Genomic DNA, 25017 nt, shown 5'->3' with positions numbered 1-25017 from the left:
TATATTTGAAGAGATTACTCTTACAAAATTAAAACTTCAGTAATGTATCGATGGATAATCCAACCTGGTATATAATACCATTCTCATCGATTGTTGCTAAAAATTTAAACAACTTATTATCCTCAACTCTTTTTTTAACAGGTGTTGTAACCTTCGTTACCTTTCTTTCTCTTAGAGCAATAAAGCTGGGGTCCACTTTATATAAATCAAGTCCTATTGAACTTTCTTCATTACAATGCTTCACAACACCCATTTTATCGGTAATATATATTGCATCCATTCCTGTTTCATCTAAGAGCCTAGCAACCTGTTGTTTATCTATAGCTTTATTCTTAGTATCATTTTGTATATAGTCAACAGCCTGTAGCATTTTACCCTCCATCACCATGCTTGTTACGTTCTGCTGCATTTGATCAGCATTTTCATAAAGTGTATTTGTGATTTCTTGAAGATTAACAAGTCTTTGGTTTTGAAGCAACACTTCTGCTGTAGATTGCTGCATTTGGGCCGATATTTCCTTAGAAAACATTGTAGCTTCTTGAATATTGGACCCTATATTTTTACCTTTAGCATTAACCTTTCCAATATTTTGATTCATATTTTCTATTTTATCTATACTTAATTGCAGTGCACTGTTTACCTTGTAAAAATCTTCTACTGTATGTTCAATGAGTTTATAGCTTTCATCCACCTGTAGCTTTTCCTGCTTCATCCAATCTCCAATTCCTTCGATCTCAATTTTTAGATTAAATAACACTTCCTCAATTTCCTTAGAAACCTCTCTCGTTCCTTGAGAAAGCTTCGAAACTTCCTGTGCTACTACCGCAAAGCTTTTTCCATGCTCTCCTGCTCTAGCTGCTTCTATTGATGCATTTAGAGCTAATAGATTAGTTTGTTCTGTTATGGAATTTATTAAATCCATCATACCTTCCATTTTATATGAATCATTTTTTAATTTTTCCACTTGCTTTGCCGTTGCTTCCACAACATCCTTTATTTCCTTCATCTTTTCTTTAATGGCACCAGTAGCGTCTATTCCTCTTTGGGCCTCCCTGATGGTGTCACCCGTAAACTTAGTAGTATTATCCATCTCCAAGCTTACATAATCTAGAGTTTTAATCATTTCATTGTTCTCTTTTGCAATATCGTTCAGCATTTCAAATTGCTCTTCACCTTTTCTACAAGTTATTTCTGTAGATACAGCTATGCTTGTCATGGTTTCTGTTGATTCAGCGGAAACTTCATTTAATTGGCGACTAACTTCAGCTATTTCTGTTGAAGTGTTAACCTCCTGCCTAAAATTCTTTTTTTGATTAGATACCATTTCTTCAATCTGTTTCAATATGACCCCACACCAGCCCGGCTCATTAGAATACACTTCAAACATCAAATCGTTTTCATTAATTCGGTTAATACATTCCAGTATTTTTTTCAATGGCCTATAGTAAGTCTTAAACAAAATAAATGTAGCAATTGCTGGCAATAGTATCATATTTACAACTATTAATATGATTCCCGATACGTAATTTGCAAACACTGTTTGAATAATTGCAAAGATGATAAATAGGATGAAAATTGTTACTGGTACCTTCTTCCCCTGTATTTCCAAATCCCTTCCTCCTTATCCCAAGAAGCTAATATATATCTTTTTTTGCCTCTTACTTTAAGGTAACATAAAAACCACTAAATTTCTTTGTAGTTTTTATATGAATATTCTTAATATGTAGAGCTTGGTATTGCATTTGTTTTGTATAATATATATAAAATTACAGAATATCTTCAGTGTGTTTTTCGACAAATGTCCTCAAGCACTTGTAATAACATCATTTATATAGTTAGTATCTTTTACTGAGTTTTGTAGAAAACTAAAATTTAATGCTATATGATGTAGGCATTTTATAAAAAAAATTGTATAATTAACTTATTATCGCCTTGAATCTTCTCTTTTATTTTTTGAATTCCTTATCCCAACGCAATTCAAATTGAGAAAGGAGAATGACAATGACTTTACGATTAATTGATTTATCACAAGAAATTTTTCAAGGAATGTCAGTATTCCCTATGCACCAGCCAACCTTTATTATGACAAATATGACCCATGAAGATAACATGAAGGCAACTGGTAGCAAAAAATTAGGATTCTCTGCAAGAAATCTACTTATAAGTGAGCACGGTGGTACCCACTGTGATGCAGTATGGGAGTATAAGCCCTCCGGAGCAACCATTGAAAAAATGCCCCTGGAGTATTTTTGGGGAAGTGCAATTTGCATTGATTTATCCCATATCCCCCCAACTCGTTACATAGAGCCAAAGGATTTATCTTCAGCTCTTGCAAAATCCGGACTATCTATCGAAAAGGGAGACATCCTCCTTATGTATACCGGTCATTATGATCGGCACTTTGGGACTGATAAATGGCAAACCACCTATAGTGGATTAAGCTACGAAGCCGCCAAGTGGCTGGCAGAGGCAGGTGTTATAAATATTGGTGTAGATGCTCCTGCAATTGATCACCCAGATGACCTTGACTTTTCTGGACATTTAGTTTGTGGGGAATACGATATAACAAATACAGAGAATCTTTGTAACTTACACCTTGTTGTGAATAAAAGGTTTCTTTACTTTGGCCTTCCTTTAAAAATTCGCGATGGATCTGGGTCACCGATTAGAGCAGTAGCATTACTGGAGGAGTAAATATTATTTTAAAGCCCTTACCTAGATTAGGTAAGGGCTATTTCTTTAGCAATTTTTTGATTTTCAATGCCATTTCAAGATTAAGTCTATCCTTATGGTTGTCTAAACTCATTCCTGTGATACTTTGAATCCTTTGTATTCTATATAAAGTAGTATTATAGTGGGTATATAGCTCTTCAGATAATTTTTTCAGATTACCATTATTAGTGAAGTATACCTCAAGAGTTTTGACTAATTCAGTAGATTTTTTTTGATCATATTCTACAAGACTAGAAATAGTTACATCATAGAACTTCTCAAGCTCTTCTCGAAGATAATCCTGACACAGTATTTTATAGATTCCAAGTTGTTCAAAATATACTACGTTATTATTACCTATAAGATCCCCACTTGATATTGCTTTAACAGCATCAATATAGCTCTTGTAAACATCTGATAAACCATTATATGAGCGTCCTATTCCAATTTTATAATCTCCATCCTTTAATCTGCGACATAAATACTTTTCTAAATGGTCACAGAAGGTTTTAATTATATGGTCATTATCCAACTCTTTAGAAAAGGAAAATAAAATGTATAGACTATCAGTTTTGCTTACTATAAAAGCCTTAAGGTTTAACTCTTCCACCAATCCTTCAGCATCATGATTTAAAAGTGCAATTTTTTGTAGCAAGTCGTCAGCCATTTTGTCTTTTTGATTCTCTATCTGAACTACTATCATTTTAAACTGTTGATCCATCAGCAATTTAAAAACCGGTGCCTTTTCTATCGCTTTACTTTTTCTATTTAAATCTAAGGATAATAGATCCTCCATAAACTCAGAACGATGCCTATTTTCAACATCCCTAACCGATAGCTGCTTCAAAACCTCCAAGGCTATGGTAGTTGATGCAGTTTCTAAAACAGATAAATCGAAACCACCCAGGGGCGTTTTTAAAGCCCATGAAAAAATATGCCCGTAGACATTGTTTTTTACTATAATAGGCATTACCATACGTCTTACATGCTTACCATTAATTAATTCTACTGTTTCATTAAATTTTTTTTCTCTTATTTTGTTTTCTATACCGTCATAAAAGCGACGATAATTATTCAAAAGTCCTATTCTCGTATCTTCAGCTAATTCTTCAAGTCCCATAAAAGCTTGATTTGTATATTCTATTTTTACAAGTATTGGATTTTGAAGGTTCTCATAGACCACCCTAACAATATCATGAATATCTCCACCACTTAGAACTACATTCATTAATTGTTCATGAACAGTTTCTATTCTTTGAAGGAGCGATGCTTGCTTATTAAAGATTTCCTTAAATATTGATGTCATAATATCTGACAAGGGGGTTTCATGGTAAATATCAATAATAGGAAAGTTCAGTTCATTAGCTAAATTAATTATTTCTTCCGGTAAAGCATCTAAATATGGATATATTTTAATACCAATGCCTGCCAACCCTTTGCGAGAGCATTCTGTAATTAAATCTTTTTGCACCTGTAGCTTTTCATTTTTAAATGAATAGGCAGTTGTCATCAGAAGCTCACCAGCATCAACCCAATCAACAAAATCAGGGTCTGCTGTAATGTTAACCTTTGAAATGGTATTATATATCCCTCTGTGTCCTGCTATCAATTTGCAGTTTTTCATACTTTTAAGCTTAATAGCCTCATCAATAGTAATTCCGTTTTGTCTAATCATCTAAACCCAGCTCCCTATAGGCTCTTGACCTTGTAAAATATATACAATTAACTAAGATTATTTGATAGTTACACATTAAATATTCAGTATTATTTTCTAAAATCCTTTAATTATTTAGTTTTTTTAACAATATAATTTAAAGACATCATATTTTCATTAATTCAAAAAGAATCTTGAATATATTAATCAAGATTCTCAGTTTATTTTGTATTTAACCTCTATAGCTTCGTATATACAATTTCTATAACTTCATCCTTTAGCTGAGTACCTTGTTTAAGTATGGTATCACAGGTATTCTTTATTTCTGCAGCATACGCTTCATCCTTTAAGCCTTGAAGGTTAATTCTAACATTAAACAGAGCTCCCTCCAAACCACTATAGGCCATAAGGGCTCCAACACCAATATCAGTAATAGCATTAACATTTCCATATAGTGCAAATGTTTTTTGACATTGTAATACCTTTAAGCATTCCTTTGCAGCTGCTAAAGGAATTTCCATAGCTTCAATGGTTGCTTTTTCAATAGCTTCTCTTCTTGCTTTTTTCTCTTCCTCAGTTTCTTTTGGAAGTTTAAAGGCTGCCATTACTCCATTAAAGGCCTTAGTATCTTCATCAATTAATATGTTTAGTTTTCCTTTTAAATCTCTAGCCAAATTGAAATTATCTTCAATTTCTTTTTGCTGCTGAGTTTCCAGTTCATTAAAGGCCTTTCTCCCGATGGTTAAATTGCCCACCATTGCAGTTAAGGCTGCACCCAAGCTACCCGCCAGTGCTGAAACACTTCCTCCTCCTGGTGTTGGCTCATTACTCTCTACAACCTCTATAAAAGCTTTTACAGATTGATCTACCAATAACATGCCTTCGCCTCCTACTCATATTTTTAATAAGTGCATTTAGAATAATTTAACACACACCATGTTTTTCAGTCTATGTAGAATATATACAAAAGAGACGAGTGGCTCGTCTCTTTCATTTAATCAATTCATTAAGTTTTTCTTCTATGTAATCTATAATAGGCTTATCTCCAATTGTCACTTTGTCATCTTCATACAAATCAGGTTTAACTCTAAAGAAATTAATAATTAATTTATCATCAGTAATTTTATATTCATCAGCATGACCCGGAATAAATATTACTTCAAGCTCCTCAATATGAGAATCAATACTTTTACTATTTAACTTTTCAACAAGCAGGTCTAGGTTTAAGGTTTTAAGTGGAGCTACCATCGTTTTAGTGTAGTCTAAATCCTCCATCATCCACATATTGTTATTCCAAAAGATTCTCTCTTTTTTGTTTTCACTATGAAATATTTCTCTGTTTGATATGGCACTTAAAGCTCTTCTTACAGATTCTCTATTAAATTCATCATCATAAATATAATTCATTTCTGGCTGGTTTGCTAGACTATTTAAGTAGGTTTCTCCCACCTTTTCTCTTTCACTGGTTGCTTGCCAGTAATAAAGCATACCTTCAATGACATCTAATTTGGTTTTTATTCTTTTTACCATAGTCCCACTCCTTTGTAAATCTTACTCTATTTAAGTAGTATATCTCTGTTTTACTTTTAAATCAACCATTCCTTCACTTTGTTTTGCCATAGAACTCTTCTTTAGAGATCTCCATAGTATATCCACTCCAGCCTGTGCCATTCACTGTTACACAGTTTTCTGTGGTTTTAACTATTTTAAAACCCATCATTTTATAACACTTTATGGCTCTGTTATTAAAATCAAACACGTTTAACCGAATTACATCTAAATTCATATTATTAAAGGCATAATTAAGTGCTTTCTTTACTACTATTGTACCTAACCCTTTCCCCCTCGCAGCTTCTTCTCCTATTAGAACCCTACCAAGGGTAGCAATTTTATTTATTTTATCTATTCTAAGTAATTGTATATGTCCAATAATTAAATTGGTTTCTTCATATATTGCTTTAAACATTAATATTTCACCAGTTTCCTTCATTTTACGGATGTCTTCCAATAATTGTTCTTCAGTTAATGGATAAACATAGGCAGGTCCTGCAAATTGCATTAAAAGTTTTTCATCAGGAACCCATGATATTAATTGCTTTATATTTTCCCTCGAAAATTCCTCCAGTTTTATATTCATTTTCTCCACCCTTTTGTATATTAATTATTTTTTATTTGGCTCTTTTTTTATTATAATTAACCTTTTTATATCATCAACTAATTCTTCATCCTTTAAATTTATATACATCCATTTACCATCATGATACTGATGGGTATTATCATATAGACTATTAATACCTTCAGAAAAATCATTTCTTGAAGCTTCGAATTTCTCCCGTTCCTTTTTTCCAAATACTATAAGCACTTCAATACTATCCGTTTGGGGATATAAAGAACAGAGGGTTTTTCCACTCCTTCGAAATTTAAGTTCATACTTGCCTGTTTTCTTGTATTTATTCCATACCGTCTCATAGTTATAATTTTTTTCTACAAAATCAACAATATCACGCCATACTTCTAACCTGTTTTCTCCCAAAAGGTCAGATAGTTCTACCTCAGTTGGCATATTTTCCATCATTTTTAATCAGCCCCTTCATTTTTTTAATATTATACAATATGTAACACGACATATGCCTGTCATATTTTATTATAACCATATTTTTCCTTTGTTATATTTATTAGACATTCCTTTGATTTTTCCTTTCAAATAATAATAATATTTTACAAAGGCATTTTAATGGTATTTTTATAAATATAAAAACACCCCTACATTTTGAATTACTTTTTATAGTAACTTAAGGGGTATTTTTATATAACAGAAATTAAATATAAACTAAATTTTATCCATCATATGCCTCTAAATAAATGTTTCTAATATCTTCTTTTGTAACTTCCTTTGGATTGCCACTGGTGCAGATGTCCTTAAAGGACATGCCGGAGATTTCCTCCAATGCATTCATGAAACTCACTCGATCTACACCTGCTTCTTTTATAGTTGCAGGAATCTTCATAACCTTTTTCATAACCTTTATAGCCTCAATCAAGCTTAATACCCCTATTTCAACTGTTGAAGCAGGTAGGCCTATATGCTTTGCCAATTGGGCATATTTAACTCCTGCATGGTTATATCCTTCATTATCTCTTTTTTTGCTATTAAAGGCAATAATATAGGGCATTAATATGGCATTACTCCGACCATGGGGAATTTTAAAATAGCTTCCTAAGCTATGGGCCATGCTATGATTAATGCCTAAACCAGCATTGGTAAAGGCAATGCCTGCCATACAGGAGGCATTATGAAGCTTCTCTCTAGCCTCCATATTATATCCATCTCTATAAGCTGTCAGTAAATATTGAAATACTTGGGCTGTAGATTTTTCTGCTAAAGCATCTGTAAAATCCGAGGCATTTTTAGCAACATAAGCCTCAACACAATGGGTTAAAATATCGATGCCAGTATCTGCTGTAATATGTGGTGGTATAGTTTTAGTGAATTCTGGATCGAGAATAGCTACATCTGGTACCATTAAGTAATCAATAATGGGTATTTTTATATTCTTTTCTTTATCTGTTATTACAGAATAAGCCGTAACTTCAGAGCCCGTTCCACTGGTGGTTGGTATTGCTACAAAGAAGGGCTTAGGTATCTCATGGGTATCCATTAGCTCTTCTTTAATTTTTATACAAAAATACATGATGGCCTTTGCAGCATCTATTGCAGAGCCTCCCCCCACAGCAATAAGCACCTGTGGTTTGTTTTTAATAATATGATTTAAGCCTTTATAGACCACTCCAAAGGAAGGGTCTGGCTCTACTTCTGAAAACACCTCATAGTTCATACCATTTTTTTCAAAAATCTCCGCTATATTGTCAACAATCTTTAATTTAATCATTGTGGCATCAGTGACAATGCAAGCTCTTTTATCTTTAAATCTTTGTAAATACTGTATTGCATCTATGCCATGAATAATTTCTGTCACTTCTTTAAAGCTTTTCAAGACATCACCTTCCTTTTCCAGTATATTATTTAGAGTTATCACTGATGAAGGAATGGTTTTTAGTGTTGCTTTGCTGTGTTTTCTTTCAAGGCAGTTTTATTAGCAATAATCATGGCTATCATAACAGCTGTAATACCACCTACTATTTTTCCTACCACCATTGGGAAAATCATATCTTGATTTACACCGGCAGTAAATCCAAGGTGATCTCCCAAAACAAAGGAAGCGCTAACTGCAAAGGCAACATTGATTATCTTTCCACGATGATCCATATCCTTCATTAAACCAAACATAGGAATATTATTGGCTAATGTGGCGACCATTCCTGCAGCTGCTACATCTCCGATTCCTAATAGTTTTCCCATCTTCATCAGAGGTTTATTAAATACCTTGGTTACAACATAAACCATTGGGAATGCTCCAGCCAACATAATAGCAATTTCTCCTACGATTTCAATACCCTCTGTTACTGGAGCCATACCTGGGATAATCACAATTCCAGTTAAGGTTTCTACAATAATAGCGGCTAATCCTATTGTTATAACCACCACAACACCCTTGCCGAAAATAGTAAATCCTTTAATCATTTTATCGGGTATTTTCCATAATCCAAGAGAAAGTAACAAAGATACCAAAATAATTGGTACTAAATTACGTAAAATCATTGTAATGTCAAAACCAGCTACTATTCCGCCAACAAAGGAGCCAATTGGAATAGTAATCATACCTGCCAAAACCCCTGTAGCTAAATATTTATGATCTTCTTTTTTTATAATACCTAAGGCCACCGGGATGGTAAACACAATGGTTGGTCCCATCATGGCTCCTAATATTAATCCAGCAAATAGCCCTGCCTCATGACTTTGAGCCAGCTGCATGGCTAGAGGATATCCACCCATATCGTTGGCCAATAATGTAGTTGCAAACATGGAAGGATCTGCTCCTAAAAATGTATAGGCCGGCACAACGATGGGTTCTAGGATTGTAGCCAGAACTGGAGCCAAGGATACAACCCCCACCATTGCAACAGCTAAAGAACCCATAGCAATAATACCTTCATCGAACTTTTCTCCTAACCCACATTTGTTCCCTATGATTTTGTCTAGAGCTCCTAGTACCATAAAGGCTACCATAATGTAAACAATAATTTCGTTAATGTTCATTAAATACACCTCTTCCTTTGAATTTAATAAATTCTTTGTATTTAAGCCACTCTCTTCTATAATAACTTTTCAAACAACTCTTCTCGTGGTGATGGAATGACAGTTTTTTCTACCAGCATACCTTTTTCTTTTCCAATGGTTGCTGCAGCTTCCACTGCTTCTTGAACAGAACTGACATCTCCACATAATGTAATAAAGGATTTACCTCCTATAGATAGACCTAAACGGACTTCAATGAGGGTAATGGCAGCAGCCTTTGCTGCAGCATCGGCAGCTACAATAGCTGTAACAATATTATAAAATTCCAGAACTCCTATGGCACTCACTTCTTGTACAGCATTTGTGGCATGGATTGCATCAATTAATTGAGGATGAATACTTGGTAGAACCAGGTGATCAATAACATAGGACCTACCAGCTTCTATTCCCGTATTTATGGCTGCTTTAACAGCTGCCACATCTCCACATATCAATATAATGTACTTACCAGGACATACAGAATGGGCCTTTAATAACTGGACATCTGCTGCCTTAATCATAGTATCTGCTGTTTCAATTCCCTTAGCAATGCTGTTTAGTTCTATCATTCCTATGGTTCTTATCATTGGGTCACCACCTTTTCTTCAGCCGCTATCCATATACAATCACTTACTTCTTTAATCACACCTTGTATGCTGGCATGGATATTGGCTCCTAAATCTTCTTCCCTGACCTTTGCAATCAATTGTCCTTTTTCAACTACATCACCAGCTTTAACAATAGATGCTGCTGTTTTTCCTATGTGCTGTTTTAATGGTATTTTCACACTTTTAGCCTCAACACAGATATAGTCCTCTTTGATTGTAGCTGAATATTGAGAGAGATCTAATCTTGCAATAAGTCTTTCAGCTGGTACTTTTCTATATTCCCGCATTTCATGAACTTTATTTTGGCTAGGTATGCTTAAGTATTTAACGCCTTCTTTTCGAAGAAGATTTTTAATTTCACCATTAATGGTTCTTGGTGAAAGTCCCATAGGACAAGCATAAAGCTCACAGACACCACACTCACAACATAAAAGGGCTTCCGTTAATACTTCATACTGCTGTCTATCTGTTGATAAGGTTCTCATAATTCGATGGGGTCGTAGGGGATGGCCAATTAAGTTTCTTGGACATACATCTGTACAAAGGGAACACTGGATACAAGCAGAACGACTTCTATTAATCATTTGTGTTAAGCTTAGTTGTTTGTTTTTGAAAATGGAATGGTTCTGGGGAAGAAGAATTACAGCCCCGGTTGTTTTTGTCACTACTTCCTTATTTAATTGGTCTTTTTCTATGATTCTACCCATCATGGGTCCCCCCAGAATAATGTTATAATCCTCTATTGTTGCTCCACCTGCCATTTCAACGCACTCTCCAATTGAGGTGCCAATGGGCGCATAAAGAATCGTTGAATTTTTAACTTCTCCCAGTATGGTAACAAATTTATCGGTAACAGATTTTTCGTTAAGGGCTTCGTAAACATTTACCACTGTTCCTACATTACATACCACAACACCAACATCCTTTGGGATTCCTCCCGGTGGAATTTGTCTGTTGGTCAGCTCATATACTAATATTTGCTCATCTCCTGCGGGATAAAAATTTTCTGTTAAATGAAGCACTACTCTAGAGTTTAGGGCTTCAATTGCTTGCTCCAGTGCTTTGACTTCTCTAGTATTTTTTTTCTTTATACCAACAACAATTTTTTTTGCTTGAAGTTGTTGGGCTAAAATTTCCACGGTTTTTATAATTTCGTGACTCTTATGGCGTATTAAAAATTTATCAGTTTCCAGCAATGGTTCGCACTCTACTCCATTAACCAATAAATACTCTGCTGCACCATTAAATTTAATGTGGGTTGGAAAACCGGCTCCACCAGCACCAACAACGCCAGCTTGAAATATTTTTTCTAAAATATTCATCTTACCTCCCCTTGCCAACGGTTATTTTATACCTCTGCTTCTACTTCATCTATAATACCTACTACTGTAGCATCCACTGCTGAGTCCTCCCTTTGAAGTGCTTTCCTTGCGGCACTTCCCGTTACCACCAACACTTTATCTCCTATACCGGCACCTACACTGTCTATTGCTACAAAGGGTTCATTCTTTTGACTTCTGCCATATTCTATGGCTTCAACCACTAAAAGCTTTAGTCCATTTAATGTTGTATCCTTTCTAGTGGCCCACACATTACCGATTACTTTACCAATAATCAATTTAATTCTTCCTTCCTCACTAGTACCTCATCGTAATTAAAACTTGGGTTATTCCTGAGGAAAATTTTCATAGAGCAAGGGGGAGGAATGAGGAATACCGTTAACGTATTCCGATTGACGACAACGATGCTATATGGAAATTTAACCAGAGAGAGCCTATGAATTTAATTGGGATGGGGTACTAGCTCTGACTATTTGTATTTTCTTCATTCTTATATAATCCTTTGCCATTGGAGTAACAATTGCCTTTGCATCTATACTAAGCTGACTATTTTCTTTACAGCACATTTCCCTTAAAGCCATTTCGGTAATAAGCTTATTGCTAATGAAAGCCTTCTCCTCTGTTTCCTCTTGTTTTATAGATTCCTTAGGCTGTTTTAGCTGCCCAGTGGTGAGGGCTAGAATTTCATTTAAAGACCCTATTTTTACTCCGTATCCTTTAAGTTTCTCTTCATAATCCATATATATCTGATGGAAATGGGGATGACTGGTACTCTGAAAGCTTCGGTATTCTATACCTTCACTTAAAACAAAAATATCCTTTCCATACAACATACCTCGAATAGCTCTTTTTGAAATTTCATCCCCTTCAATCCCCATGGCCATATAGGTTAAACTGTTCAATGATAGATTAGGTAGAAGAATAAAATCAACATACTTTACTTCATCTTGATGACATTCATCTAAAAATAGACATTCAGTACCCAGTGTCTCTAATTGGGTTATATTTTGCCTGCTGGTTTCATCTTTATAGGATAGTATCAGTGCTTTTCTTGTGGATTGAAGCTTTTTAATTGTTTCTTTTCCTTGAAGCAGCTTCATCACTTCTTCTGTTATTTTTTCAACCAATGCTTCCTTCTCCATTGAATCACTCCCTATTCTCTACAATTCATAGCAATGCCTAAGGGGGTCACCAAAAAAGGATTATAGGGTTTAAGTGTTGTTATACCTACCTCTTTTTCAACTACATCTTCAAAGCCTTCTAAACAACAGGTTCCCCCCACTAAATAGATTGCATCTACATCATAGTTAGCTATATGTGCCGCAATAATAGCTGACATTTTTTGAATAACAGGTCTGACAATAGTTAATACTTCCTTTTTTCTTTCAGGGTCTTTTTTAATTTTTTCTGCATCTTCAAATTTTACACGATAGTTGCCAGCCAGCACTAAGCTAAGATGGGTACCTCCAGTTGCTTCATCTGCAGTATAGATTACCTCTCTATTCTTTATAATAGATAAGCCGGTGGTACCTCCACCAATATCGACAATTACTCCATTATTTACTTTAAGGACAGCATTTGCGGCAGTAGGCTCATCCAAAATGGATACTACCTCTAATCCAGCCCCCTCCACCACATAACGATGGGTTTGACTATCCTTTACTCCAGTCCCTGGAGGCACAGCAATAGCAGCCCTTTTTAAGGATTGTAGTAGTCTCGCTTCAAGCTTTTCTTTAAGCTTTCGTACAATCCGTGTAGCACCTATATAATCCACCACTAAGCCATCCTTTACCACTTGTGCAAACTCCATTTCACAGGCAATTGGATTACTGCTTTGATCTAATACCACAACTACAATATATGCTGTTCCTAAATCAACCCCCACCAACAGGTCGCCCTTTGAATCAAAAGGAAAGGTTTCATTAATAGATTTTTCAACCTGACTAACAATATGATCTACCTTTGTAAAATCCATCTTTTAATCCTCCAGTTATTTTATAATTACCCCTATAGTTCCTGGCCGATAAGCAGCAGCATTACCTTCATCATGATCAATATGCATACTAAGTCTGTATTTTCCGCTGACTCTTATTAAGACTTCTTCTAAAACAACAGGGCGTTTGCTCTTAATTCTTACCTTCACCTGCTGTCCATCCTTCACCTGTAAATCCTCAGCATCCTTGGGTGTCATATGAATATGCCTCTTCGCTATAATAACTCCTTGGTTTAAATTGACTGCTTTACCACCTGCAGCAATGATAATTCTTCCTGTGCCTTCTAAATTACCAGATTCCCTTATAGGAGGGTTAACCCCTAAGGTTCTGGCATCTGTATAGGATATTTCCACCTGTGTATCACTTCTAGCAGGTCCTAAAATTGCTACATTACTGATAAATCCTTTAGAACCCATTAGTGTTACTCTTTTATCATATACAAACTGTCCCGGCTGAGATAATTCTTTTAAAGTCTTTAATTGATCCTGACTGCCAAATAGAAATTCCATGTGTTCTTTGCTTAAATGGACATGCCTGGCGGAAACCTCTAGGGGAATTTCCATTGAACATTCTTGGCATCCTACAATGTTATCTATGACCTTTTCCACTATTTCTTTAATTAGTTCTTCCTTCATTTGTAATTGATACACCCCCTAGTTATAGTATCCACCCTGCCATCGACACATCATAATATATAAACAACTGCTTAATCGGTTGAGGGCTTGGATGATATCTTGTCTTTCTATCGATGCATTTCCTCCAACAAAGGCAGTTATTCCAACAATCTCTATTTCTCTGGCAGCACTTCTCAAGGAATTTAATTTTATTAATATGACCCCCATGGAGTACTCAGGCAAAAAATGTCTTACACCAAAAAACTTTTCTGGATTATGGGACATCCTTCTCAATTCTCCTTCATCTAAGCCCAATATTTTGCAATTATCAAAGGGTTCCTCCAATACTTCTGCCCTTAAAAGGTTTCTAACAAAGGATAGAACTTCCATTAAATCCTCTAAAATCTTCTTCTCATTACAATTATCTAAAAATACCTGCAGCTCTAAAATTTGAGCCTGAAAGCTATCCAGCTTCCCTCTTAGTTGAATTCTGGGATTATCCTTGATGACAAGTAAATTTCCATAAAGCTGTGTCATATGCTCTGGCTTGCTTTCAAAAAGTCCTCCACTATGATAGCACTTATATTTAAGCTCCACAGGATTTTTCTCCTCTTTATTCCCTTCCATCGAGCCACTTGCTGCTATATTCTCACTTGGTTCATCTTCTTTTTCAAGTATCAATTCTATCTTCTTTTCCTTTAAGTATTCCATTGCAGAAGGCGTTACTAAAATCCTTGAATTGATTGTATAGGTTTTCGGAAACTTATTTTTAAACTCCCAACGAAGCTCCCCTTCTGTCAAAACCTTCATAGGATCCCTCCCTTTTATCAATTAAGCCTCCCGGATCAAGTTTGATCCAGGAGGTATTTGTATTTATTCTTTTATTTTTGGAAGGATAATTTCTACTTCATTATGGGGTCTTGGAATAACATGTACAGATAATAATTCTCCAACTCTATCTGCAGCTGCTGCTCCTGCGTCTGTTGCAGCTTTGACTGCCCCAACATCTCCTCTTACCATAACTGTCACCAGGCCACCACCAACAATCTCTTTGCCCAATAATGTTACATTTGCAGCCTTCACCATTGCATCTGCTGCCTCAATTGCACCTACTAATCCTTTTGTTTCGATCATTCCTAACGCGTTTAAAGTTGCCATTTTAAAATTCCTCCTTTAATTATTTAATTTATTTTTTAAGCCTTCCATAACCAATTGTGTAATTGCATCAATATCTATACTGCTTAGGTCTTCTTTTTCTACAGTTTTTTTATCCTCATCTATTCCATATGCCATGCTTCGAACATTGATCAAATGCATAGGTCCTACGTTATCCGATGTAGCACTTCCACCGATGGCCCCACAGCCTAAGGTAAAGGATGGTGCAAGATTTGTACTAAGACCAATGGCTCCTTGAGTTGATGGTGTATTTACTAAAAATCTAGAAACTGGTTTTTTCAAAGCAAACTCTTTAATAATAGCCTCATTTTTAGAATGAATTGCCAAGGTATGGCCTAATCCACCATTCTCCAATAGTGAGTAACAAAGCTCACAAGCTTCTTGCCAGTCTTCAACTGTATAAAATGCCAGGAGGGCAGTAAGCTTTTCCTTTGAAAAAGGTATATTTTTGCCAACATTTCTTTCTTCACTAAGAAGTATTTTCGTCTCCTTGGGAATTTCAATTCCTGCCATTTCAGCAATATCTAAAGCAGATTTTCCTACAATTTTAGGATTCATCCCACCTGTTACAGTCTCCATAATTGCTGTTACCTTTTCCAGATGATCTCCTGTTAAGAAATAGCCACCCTGACTCTTTATTTCTTCCTTCACTTTTTCTGCAATACACCTTTCTGTTACAATGGCCTGCTCTGATGCACAAACTGTTCCATTATCAAAGGTTTTGCTTAAAACTATTTTTTCTATTGCTTCTTTTATATTGGCACTTCTTTCTACAAAAGCAGGAACATTGCCTGGTCCAACTCCCAGAGCTGGGTTTCCTGAGCTATAGGCTGCCTTCACCATAGCTGAGCCTCCAGTAGCTAAGATTAAATCTATACCTTTGTGTTGCATAAGCTCACTGGTTCCCTCCATGGTGGGCTTAGTCATACAATGGATTAGCCCCTCAGGTGCCCCTGCCTCAACAGCTGCCTTGTCTAAGATTTCCACTGTTCTTATAATGCTCTTTAAAGCACTTGGATGAGGACTAAAAACAATGGCATTCCCAGACTTTAATGCAATTAATGTTTTATATATTACTGTTGATGTAGGATTGGTTGAAGGAATTAAAGCAGCAATTGTACCAACTGGTGTTCCTATTTCCACAATCTTTTTTTCCCCATCCTCACGGATGATTCCAATTGTTTTCATGTCTTTTATATGATTATATACACCCTCACTGGCAATTTGATTTTTTGCTTTTTTATCCTGCCACTTACCAAAGCCTGTTTCTTCGGAGGCAAGTTGTCCAAGGATTTCTGCCTGTCGATAGGAGGCTTCCTTCATAGCATAGACAATTTTATTAATAGCTTCTTGACTAAATTCTGCAAATTTCTTCTGGGCTTCATTAGCCTTCGATATCATATGTCTTACCTCTTGAATGGAAAGTAAATCTTTATCCTGTAGCTCCACTATTCCACCTCCATTTTTAGATAATTTAATATAGCCTGCACTAATTCTGATTTATTAGCGAACTTGATTTTTTTTGCTTCCATTGAAAATCCTTTCAATCCCCTAGCCATCTTTCTTAGGTCTACTACCTTCATTCTATTGAGATCTTTTTTTGAAGTAATTTTCATACCTTTTTCATTATGATAAATCACTGAGTCCTTAGTTTTACTAACTACCAATTCTTCTATTTCTTCTATTTCTTGTTCTTCTTGGTTTTTTTGTACTTCTTCAACTTCTTCTACTTCTTCTGCCTTATTAGCTGCTTCCACTAATTTGCTGGAGTTGGATTCTTCTATCTGTTGATTGGTATTTCCCCCCCCTTCAATTAAAGACTTTAGCTGATTAATAGGTCTTGGAATCACATGCTGAGAAATAACATGACCTATTGCTTGTGCAGCAGCACTTCCAGCTTCAATTGACGCTTGAACAGCTGCCACATCTCCCTCCACCATCATGGTTACCAAACCTCCCCCAATACACTGAAGGTCTTTAAGTGTAACATTTGCCGCCTTTAAAGCAGCATCCACAGCTACAATAGCTGGAATATAGCCATAGGTTTCCAGTAGTCCCAATGCATTATAACTCATAATAGCTCAACTCACTTTAGTATTTTGTAGGGTTATCGGCTACGAATTTCACTGCTTCAGCAAAAGCATCACATGCAGCCTTACATGCTGATTGGCTTCCAGTCAATAATCCACCACCAAAGTTGGTTTCACTAGGAGGACCATAAAAGCATACCATTTGAACATCAGCAGCCTTCATAGCAGCATCTAAGGCATACATTGCCTCTAAAGGCGGGGCTATTACATAGGCTAAAGCTTCTCCCTCTTGCACGCCTGCAACATCTGATAAATAGGAGCCTGTTCTAGAGACACAATGGGCATAATATGCAATGGAATCATCATCATTTGCACTATAAAAGCAAGCATCATTTTCTATAAAATCAACGATTGCATCTAACCCACTTCTTACTTCTGCTGGATTTGGTCCAGAGATAATGCCAATAACCTCTCCAGCCAGCTTGGTATTGGCGTTGGCAGCGCCTCCATAGAAGGACTTTCCATAAGCCACTCTAACATCTGCTTTTTTCGTTGCTTCATCCAGAGCTGTATAGGTCACATCATCACTATCAGCAGTAACAATTCCAATACTTCTATGTCCCTCCTCCAGCTTCAGTTCCTTCGCCATATCAAGGCTCACATTAGGAATGATTTTTGCACTTAGGACAGAAGCACGCAATGCATCATTTTTCATGTTCTTCACTCCATTTCTATTATTTATAGCTTAAGCTCTAAACCACTTGCTTTTTGTTCTATCATTTCTTTAACAATTTCAGCTATGTGAGCACCTGCCTCTGTAGCGGAGGTTCCACCCCTATGAATGTTGGATATTACTGTTCTTCTAGATTCAGGCATACCTACTTTTCCGCCATAAGCCATATAGCAGCTCATGCTTTCACCTGTAGCTAAACCTGGCCTTTCACCAATTAATACAACTGTTACTTCAGCATCAAGCACTTCAGAAATAACGTCCATAGCTGGTACCCTTCCATGACTAACAAAAAATGGTGTTCCTACCTTTAAACCATAGTTTTTTAGTCCTTGCATAATGGAGGGTAAAATATCCTTAATATTTGCCTCTATGGCGGTTGAACTCAAGCCATCAGAAACATAGATTTGTACTTGAGGACTTTTTATGCACTTTTCCTTTATCGTCTCGATACTTTCTTGACTAAATTTTCTGCCTAAATCAGGTCTTGTCATATATTCATCCTTATCACGGCATAATGTACTCACTGAAAATAAGCCCATTTCCTCCAGCAATTCCTCCGAAACATAAGTGAAGACAGCATCCATAGCAACAGCATGATCAGCCCTGAATCTCAATAATGTATTTGTAGGATAACGAGGTCCTGTCCTCCAAATTCCAACTCTGGCAGGAGTATTTTGTTTAAGCTCTAGATAGGCTTCCTTATTATCTGGGTCCGGTACTGCAAAATAATCCTGTATTTGAATTGCTGTTAAATCTTTAAGCTTTTCATCATTTACACATTCCATTGACTGTTTATTTACATTTGTTTTTGGCAGATTATTCTCTACATCCCTTTGCTTTTTATCTATGACCATTTTTTCAACAATTTGCTGAACCATATCCTTAATTACCTCTTCTGAAATCAATCCAATGCCCTCCTTTTTCTTTTTTCTTTATTTACTTAAAAAAATTGATGCATCTCCAGCTTTTTTCGATAATTTCCCATTCTCATATATTCCCATTTTTTCTAACCAATTTTGAAATTCAGGAATTGGTGTTAATTTTAATAATTCTCTTAGGGTAGCGGCGTCATGGAAGCTTGAGCTTTGGTAATTAAGCATAATATCATCTCCTGCTGGAACTCCAATCAAGAAATTGCACCCACAGCTGCCTAATAGAATACTTAAGTTTTCTATATCATTTTGATCAGCCTTCATATGGTTGGTATAGCACACGTCTACCCCCATTGGAATGCCAGATAATTTGCCCATGAAGTGATCCTCAAGCCCTGCTCTAATTACCTGTTTGCTATTGTACAGATATTCAGGTCCAATGAATCCAACAACGGTATTTACTAGGAAGGGATTATATTTTTTTGCTAATCCATAGCATCTGGCTTCTAGGGTTACCTGATCAACACCCATGTGGGCATCTGAAGAAAGCTCAGAGCCTTGACCTGTTTCAAAATACATAACGTTTGGCCCTGTAGAGGTTCCTTCTTTTAATACAAGGTCTTTTGCTTCAGATAAAATACTGTCATTTACACCAAAGGCTTCATTTCCTTTTTCTGTTCCTGCTATACTTTGGAAAATCAGATCTGAAGGTGCACCCTGTCTAATAGCCTCCATCTGGGTTGTTACATGGGCCAAAACACAGGTTTGGGTTGGAATTTTCCATTGATGCTTTACTTCTTCAAATAATTTCAATACATTTTTCACACTGTTTACTGTATCGTTTACAGGATTTAAGCCCAATACTGCATCCCCAACCCCATAGCTTAACCCTTCATAAAGAGATACCTTGATGCCTTCTATATTATCAGTTGTATGGTTAGGCTGAAGTCTATAGGCCAAGGTACCTGCTTCTCCAATGGTGGTGTTGCAGTGGGCAGTAACAACAATTTTTTTTGCACCATATACTAAATCTAGATTTGACATAAGCTTAGTAACCGCTGCCACCATCTCGCTGGTTAAGCCTCTACTGATTCTTCTAATATCACTACCTGATGTTTCGTTGTTTAAAATCCATTCCCTTAACTCTGAAACTGTCCAGTTTTGGATTTCATTGTAGATTTTTTCATTGACACCATCTTGAATAATTCTTGTTACCTCATCTGTTTCATAGGGTACAGCTGGATTGTTTCTAATGTCCTTTAGTGTAAGATTGCTTAATACTTCCTTTGCTGCTACCATTTCTGTAATAGAGGTTGCTGCCAGTCCCGCCAGTTTATCTCCTGACCTCTCTTCATTGGCTTTAGCCATCACTTCATTTAAGCTCTTAAACTGATAAACAATGCCAAATAACTTTGTTTTTAATATCATGTCATATCTCCCTTCTATTTAATAATTAAGTACCAAGGTTTTTATAATAACGGGTACTACCTTTCCATTGGCTAAAGGCTTTCCAATGTCAATGTAATCCCCATTATCCACTTTAATAGAGTCGATACAAATTACATCTTTTTTGTCAATTAAGTGGGCAAGGATGCCTTGTCCTAGTACCTTTGCCATGTCATTTTCTACTACAATAATTAAGGGCTCCTTTTCTTCCAATTTACTTTCAAATCCTTTTATAATTGCCTTCGCCAATTGCTGTATTTGATGAAAGTTGGGATTTTTAAACCCCTTCATAGCTAAAGCCACCAGCTGTTGACCATTTTCCAGGCGAAACCAATCTAGCTTTTCTGCAATTTTACAGCTTAGCTGATCATTGACAAGCTCTTCCTCCTCTTGATTTAGCCTTAAAATGGGAATATTCTTCATAGGTAAAATGGATGATTCAATAGTAATGGTGCTGCCGCTTATTTCTGTTGTATGGGTTCCTGCTCCCACAACAGTTGCGCCAATGGTCTCACTGGCTTGTATCACTCTTGAGCCTTCTAACCATGATGAGGATCCAATGGATTTTCCAAGAATAATACCAATATCACAATATTTGAATGGAGGTGTACTGTCCTTACTATTGATGCAATCTGCTACTCCTCCTGAAAAGGAAATATAGTCAATCTTCTGCTTCAATTTTAAAGGTGTTCCTGTTAACATCTCTTGCAGGAGAGGTGTTTGGGGAATAATCCCTAAGCTCTCTGCCAATATATCTGCCATCCTTTTACACATAAGCTCTACTTCATCTAACGATAAACTTTTGCCTATTTGGATTTTAACACCTATATCCTTAGCTAAAAGCTTAATTTTCTTTGAGGCATAGGCCACCTTCAGTTGATCATCTTCAAATTTTATTAACCGCCCTCCTATATCAAGGCAAGCAGTATCAACAACTTCACCATTCTTGAAGATGGCTATGTTGGTTGTGCCTCCACCTATGTCTAAGTTAACTACAGTACAGCTTTTTTCTTTTGATAATTTTCCTGCTCCTGCTCCTTTGCCTGCAATAATACTTTCTAAATCTGGACCTGCAGCAGCTACAACAAAGTCTCCTGCTAAACCGCTGAGGGTGCTAAGGATTTCGTTGGCATTTTCCTTTCTGGCTGTTTCTCCAGTAATAATTACTGCACCTGTATCAATTTTTTCAAAGGGGATATCTGCTTTTATATATTCTAATTCAATAATTTTCCGAATAGCTTCTCCATTGATTTTTGTTTCCGATAATAAAGGTGTAAAATGTATATCACTTCTGTAAACAACCTCTTTATCTATAATCTGTATTTTAGGAATGGACATTATGGAAGCTGTATTCTCGATGGTGAGTCTACTAAACACCAGCTGAGTTGTTGAAGTACCAATGTCAATTCCCACACTCAAAACGTTTTCTCTCAAAGTTTCCACTCCTTCCTATATAAAGACAATGGGGCCAAAAATCTATATGTTACTATAGATTTTTGGCCCCATTGCCCTTCAAAAGCACCCCATTGTGCTTTGTTTATTCATTTTTAAAATTAAAAATTATTTCTGTTCCATCATGGCTGGAGTTTATTTGCAAATTGCCATAAAGTCTTTCTTCAACAATACTTTTTACAATACTTAATCCCAGACTCTTTCTCTTAACTGTTTTTGTATCAAAGCCTGCACCATTGTCTATAACAGTTACACGAGTGTAAATTTCCCCCTTATTTATACTGATTTGAATATTACCTTCTTCCCTTCCCTCGAATCCATGCTCTAAGGAATTCTGCAAAAGTTCATTTACCACCAATGCAATAGACGTAGCTTTATCCGAGTTTACAATGATATGATCTCCTTCTATATGAATAGTAATATTTTTCTCTGGAGATATTACATAGTCCATAATACTTTCCTTTATTCTCTCTAAAATGGTTCGTAAATCTATATGATCCAAGCCTTTTTGGGCCAGTAATTCGTGGGTTATGGCTATACTTAGAATTCTACTAATGCTTTCATTAAAGGCTTGCTTTGCTTTACCATCGTGAATCCGCCGTGACTGTAATCTCAGCAAACTGGCAATTGTCTGCAGATTATTCTTAACACGATGATGTATTTCACTGATGGCAACAGATTTGGAAATTAGCTCCATTTCCTTCTCCTTTACCTCTGTGACATCTTTAATAATCATAATAAATCCAATAACTTCATTTTTATCTTCCATAGCTACATATTTAACTCTCAGAGACAGCTTCCCTATCTTTACTTCCACTACATTAACAATATCCTTATGGATGACACCAGAGAAGCTTATACCTCCCATGGTCAAGTTGTTAAAGGATAACCCAATGATTTCATCTTGGTAGCCTAGCTTCTTGTAAAGCTGATAAGCTTCAGGGTTGCAATAAGTGGCAATGCCTTTGCTATTAAACATAATAATGGCTTCATTAACGTGATGAATAATCGTATTTTCAGCACTCTTCAAAGTGCTTAAGGTTTCTGTTAATTTTTCAGTTGCTTCCAGTAAATATTCCATTTCCTTATCTCTTTTAATATCCTTTGTAATATCTTGTTCAATAATCAAAACACCGATCACTTGACCTTTCTTATTCTTTATAGGCTCTACGCTTTGTCTGACTGTTTTATTCTCCTGTGTTAGTGCCTTTAAGTCCCTGGAGGAAACTCCAGTCTCTAGTGTCCGTAAAGCAGCAGGTTCATTTTCTCCCAAAGCGAATTTTCCAACAACTGAATACTGATACATAGACTCTTCTTGACTTTGTTTAGCTTCTGCAACAACAATAGCGATATTAGGGATATTGGTTAGACAATCAATGAATACATCAGCTTTAATAGCTCTTGAAATTAGTGGCAACATTTGCTTTAGGTCTTCTAGAATAAGAATATCTGTGTCGGATAATTTTGTATAGGTTTCACATAGCTCCCTTACCATTCCTTCACCCCTCAGCATCTATCTATTGATTCATTGTAATTATCTTGGCTATTTCCCCCATAGAAAGCCTTTTCGACATACTTAATGTTCTTATCCTATTGTAGGCTTCTTCCTCTGAGAGTCCTTCATTTTTCATCAGAATTCCCTTTGCTCTTTCTATCTGTTTTCTGTCCTCCAGCTGAGTCTGGGCTTTTTTAACTTCTTTTTTCATTCTATTAAATTCTTTACTTTTTGATATGGCCACCTCTAGAGCAGGCAATAAATTCTTCTCACTTATTGGTTTAACAATATACCCCATGGCACCGGCATTTTTAGCTTCTTCAATGAATTCTTTTCCGCTATAGGCTGTAACCAGTACAATACATCCTGCCAACTCATCTTGATTAATCACTTCAGCAGCCTTTAAGCCATTTAACAAAGGCATTTTAACATCCATTAATACTAAATCTGGTTTGTACTTTTTGCATAGCTCAATTGCGTCAAGTCCATCCGAAGCCTCTCCTACAACATTGTAGCCTTCTTCATGCATCATTTCTACTATATCCATTCTAGTAATAGGTTCGTCATCGGCTATTACCACTCGCCCTTTCATGGCATTTCCTCCTTTAATACTTCATAATCTCCGTTGATTACTTTACACCTTATTCAAATTATACAATTAATTAAAGGTTTACAGGATATTTTTTTGAGAATTCAATACTCTTTTTCTTCAATATAAGCTGTTATTTCTTTTATTCCTTCTGTAGTAACAGAGCTTACTCTAAAAATCCTCTGGGCTCCTGCAGCATATAAGATTTTTTCTACAGCCGAAGTATCCCTTTCTAAATCTATTTTAGTAATAATTCCTATAACAGGTTTATTAAAAAAGTTCCCAAAGCCTGGTGGAAAAATACAATCAGGTTCATTTGCAGCCTGCAGAAGACCTATAACATCACAATCTACAGAAGCACTTATAATAGCATGATAGTATCTCCTATTTTCTATGTATTCCCCCGGTGTATCTATAATATGGTTAGAAAATTCCATCGTTTGAGTCTTCTTGTAGGCTAATTCCTGTTGGTTTAGTTTTTGACTAAGGGAGGTTTTTCCATTATTGCTTCTTCCTACTAAAATAACCTTCTTCATCTAGGCTCCTCCTAAGATCGAGTTAATTTTGCAGGGGTAAAATCAAGTGTATTTGTTAAGGCATCTATCACTCCCTGGAGAGCAGATTCCACGCTGGAAACATCCCCTGTAATAACCAAAGACCCACTAAAACGATCTAGGAAACCGATTTCCACACTGGCAGATTTAGTAGCCACATCAGCTGCAATAATAGCAGCTTCACTAGGTGTTATGGTTAAAATACCTATGGCATTATAATTATCTTCAATCAATCCAAGCTTTTTATAAATGCTGTGTTCAGGATGGGCAATTAAATGAGCTAATGTGACTTGTTTTCCTGGTACATACTCTTGAATTACTCTCTGTTTTTCTTCTGCTGCCATCAAATCACCCCTTCATAAATATTGATGCAAAAACATAAAAAAGCTCGCTAAGAAAAATATTTTTCTTTCTGCAAGCTTCGTCGCTTTTTAATCATTACACCCCATTGTGTAACTATTTTCAATTATTAATATCATAATACCATACTAGAATTTACAAGACAAGTTTTTTTTCTTGTCTTTTTTAATATGAGAAAATTGCATAATTCCCTTTAATTAATTCTTTAACAC

At 35.9% G+C, this 25017-nt stretch carries 27 protein-coding genes; 1 reads left to right on the top strand and 26 read right to left on the bottom strand.

The features are described 5' to 3' along the window. Positions 1-28: 28 nt before the first annotated feature. Positions 29-1609 (bottom strand): methyl-accepting chemotaxis protein, encoded by a 1581-nt coding sequence (locus BLP68_RS18405; protein WP_091546819.1) that lies wholly within the window; start codon positions 1607-1609, stop codon positions 29-31. A 392-nt stretch (positions 1610-2001) separates the two neighbouring features. On the opposite strand from BLP68_RS18405, the gene BLP68_RS18400 reads away from it, so the two are divergent. After that, positions 2002-2694, top strand: a complete 693-nt coding sequence (locus BLP68_RS18400) for a cyclase family protein (protein ID WP_091546817.1) — start codon at positions 2002-2004, stop codon at positions 2692-2694. A gap of 37 nt (positions 2695-2731) precedes the next feature. Here BLP68_RS18400 and BLP68_RS18395 read toward each other — a convergent pair whose 3' ends face one another. From BLP68_RS18395 to eutS, 25 genes are all read right to left on the bottom strand, one after another. Further along, positions 2732-4387, bottom strand: coding sequence for a PucR family transcriptional regulator (locus BLP68_RS18395; protein WP_091546815.1), 1656 nt, complete (start codon positions 4385-4387; stop codon positions 2732-2734). A gap of 218 nt (positions 4388-4605) precedes the next feature. Then, positions 4606-5244, bottom strand: coding sequence for a cyclodeaminase/cyclohydrolase family protein (locus BLP68_RS18390; RefSeq protein ID WP_091546811.1), 639 nt, complete (start codon positions 5242-5244; stop codon positions 4606-4608). Between the two features lie 112 nt (positions 5245-5356). Next, positions 5357-5896 carry a TDE2712 family protein gene (locus BLP68_RS18385; RefSeq protein ID WP_091546808.1) on the bottom strand — a complete coding sequence of 180 codons (540 nt, stop codon included), beginning with the start codon at positions 5894-5896 and terminating at the stop codon, positions 5357-5359. Positions 5897-5969: 73 nt separating this feature from the next. Next, on the bottom strand, positions 5970-6503 hold the full coding sequence (locus BLP68_RS18380; protein ID WP_091546806.1) for a GNAT family N-acetyltransferase: 534 nt from the start codon (positions 6501-6503) through the stop codon (positions 5970-5972). A gap of 24 nt (positions 6504-6527) precedes the next feature. Next, entirely contained in the window at positions 6528-6941 is a 414-nt protein-coding gene (locus BLP68_RS18375; RefSeq protein WP_091546804.1) for a DUF3788 domain-containing protein, read from the bottom strand. A gap of 262 nt (positions 6942-7203) precedes the next feature. Beyond that, complete coding sequence (locus tag BLP68_RS18370) at positions 7204-8361, bottom strand: 1-propanol dehydrogenase PduQ (protein WP_091546801.1); 1158 nt, start codon at positions 8359-8361, stop codon at positions 7204-7206. 59 nt (positions 8362-8420) lie between these two features. Beyond that, entirely contained in the window at positions 8421-9524 is a 1104-nt protein-coding gene (gene eutH, locus BLP68_RS18365) for an ethanolamine utilization protein EutH (RefSeq protein ID WP_091546799.1), read from the bottom strand. A gap of 56 nt (positions 9525-9580) precedes the next feature. Further along, on the bottom strand, positions 9581-10129 hold the full coding sequence (locus BLP68_RS18360) for a BMC domain-containing protein (RefSeq protein ID WP_091546798.1): 549 nt from the start codon (positions 10127-10129) through the stop codon (positions 9581-9583). Further along, positions 10126-11472: a 4Fe-4S dicluster domain-containing protein gene (locus BLP68_RS18355; RefSeq protein WP_091546796.1), complete on the bottom strand. Its 1347-nt coding sequence runs from the start codon at positions 11470-11472 to the stop codon at positions 10126-10128. The genes BLP68_RS18360 and BLP68_RS18355 overlap by 4 nt, the downstream gene beginning before the upstream one ends. A gap of 26 nt (positions 11473-11498) precedes the next feature. Then, complete coding sequence (locus tag BLP68_RS18350; RefSeq protein ID WP_091546794.1) at positions 11499-11768, bottom strand: EutN/CcmL family microcompartment protein; 270 nt, start codon at positions 11766-11768, stop codon at positions 11499-11501. 156 nt (positions 11769-11924) lie between these two features. After that, positions 11925-12632 (bottom strand): hypothetical protein, encoded by a 708-nt coding sequence (locus BLP68_RS18345; protein ID WP_091546791.1) that lies wholly within the window; start codon positions 12630-12632, stop codon positions 11925-11927. Positions 12633-12643: 11 nt separating this feature from the next. Beyond that, positions 12644-13465, bottom strand: coding sequence for an ethanolamine utilization protein EutJ (gene eutJ / locus BLP68_RS18340; protein WP_091546790.1), 822 nt, complete (start codon positions 13463-13465; stop codon positions 12644-12646). Positions 13466-13480: 15 nt separating this feature from the next. Beyond that, entirely contained in the window at positions 13481-14119 is a 639-nt protein-coding gene (pduL, locus tag BLP68_RS18335; protein ID WP_091546787.1) for a phosphate propanoyltransferase, read from the bottom strand. An 18-nt stretch (positions 14120-14137) separates the two neighbouring features. After that, positions 14138-14908, bottom strand: coding sequence for a cobalamin adenosyltransferase (locus BLP68_RS18330; protein WP_091546785.1), 771 nt, complete (start codon positions 14906-14908; stop codon positions 14138-14140). Between the two features lie 63 nt (positions 14909-14971). Then, the gene (locus tag BLP68_RS18325) at positions 14972-15256 is read right to left on the bottom strand and encodes a BMC domain-containing protein (protein ID WP_091546782.1); all 285 of its coding nucleotides are present in this window, start codon (positions 15254-15256) and stop codon (positions 14972-14974) included. A gap of 15 nt (positions 15257-15271) precedes the next feature. Next, positions 15272-16723: an acetaldehyde dehydrogenase (acetylating) gene (locus tag BLP68_RS18320; protein ID WP_091546781.1), complete on the bottom strand. Its 1452-nt coding sequence runs from the start codon at positions 16721-16723 to the stop codon at positions 15272-15274. Next, positions 16723-17349 carry a BMC domain-containing protein gene (locus BLP68_RS22495; RefSeq protein WP_091546778.1) on the bottom strand — a complete coding sequence of 209 codons (627 nt, stop codon included), beginning with the start codon at positions 17347-17349 and terminating at the stop codon, positions 16723-16725. Before BLP68_RS22495 ends, BLP68_RS18320 begins: the two co-directional genes overlap by 1 nt. A gap of 16 nt (positions 17350-17365) precedes the next feature. Further along, on the bottom strand, positions 17366-18019 hold the full coding sequence (gene eutL, locus BLP68_RS18310) for an ethanolamine utilization microcompartment protein EutL (protein WP_091546775.1): 654 nt from the start codon (positions 18017-18019) through the stop codon (positions 17366-17368). Between the two features lie 23 nt (positions 18020-18042). Then, positions 18043-18942, bottom strand: a complete 900-nt coding sequence (gene eutC, locus BLP68_RS18305; protein WP_330389230.1) for an ethanolamine ammonia-lyase subunit EutC — start codon at positions 18940-18942, stop codon at positions 18043-18045. Between the two features lie 27 nt (positions 18943-18969). Continuing rightward, entirely contained in the window at positions 18970-20337 is a 1368-nt protein-coding gene (locus BLP68_RS18300; protein WP_091546773.1) for an ethanolamine ammonia-lyase subunit EutB, read from the bottom strand. An 18-nt stretch (positions 20338-20355) separates the two neighbouring features. After that, positions 20356-21798: an ethanolamine ammonia-lyase reactivating factor EutA gene (gene eutA / locus BLP68_RS18295; RefSeq protein ID WP_334292595.1), complete on the bottom strand. Its 1443-nt coding sequence runs from the start codon at positions 21796-21798 to the stop codon at positions 20356-20358. Between the two features lie 94 nt (positions 21799-21892). Continuing rightward, on the bottom strand, positions 21893-23302 hold the full coding sequence (locus tag BLP68_RS18290; protein ID WP_091546767.1) for a sensor histidine kinase: 1410 nt from the start codon (positions 23300-23302) through the stop codon (positions 21893-21895). Between the two features lie 22 nt (positions 23303-23324). Continuing rightward, complete coding sequence (locus BLP68_RS18285) at positions 23325-23894, bottom strand: ANTAR domain-containing response regulator (RefSeq protein WP_091546764.1); 570 nt, start codon at positions 23892-23894, stop codon at positions 23325-23327. A 101-nt stretch (positions 23895-23995) separates the two neighbouring features. Then, positions 23996-24427 carry a EutP/PduV family microcompartment system protein gene (locus BLP68_RS18280; protein WP_091546761.1) on the bottom strand — a complete coding sequence of 144 codons (432 nt, stop codon included), beginning with the start codon at positions 24425-24427 and terminating at the stop codon, positions 23996-23998. An 11-nt stretch (positions 24428-24438) separates the two neighbouring features. After that, positions 24439-24789 (bottom strand): ethanolamine utilization microcompartment protein EutS, encoded by a 351-nt coding sequence (gene eutS, locus BLP68_RS18275; RefSeq protein WP_091546758.1) that lies wholly within the window; start codon positions 24787-24789, stop codon positions 24439-24441. Positions 24790-25017: the final 228 nt, after the last annotated feature.

The organism is Alkaliphilus peptidifermentans DSM 18978, assembly GCF_900101495.1.
GTDB classification, from domain to species: domain Bacteria; phylum Bacillota; class Clostridia; order Peptostreptococcales; family Natronincolaceae; genus Alkaliphilus_C; species Alkaliphilus_C peptidifermentans.
Note: the sequence above shows the minus strand (reverse complement) of the source record. Positions and strands in the feature narration are given on the sequence as shown.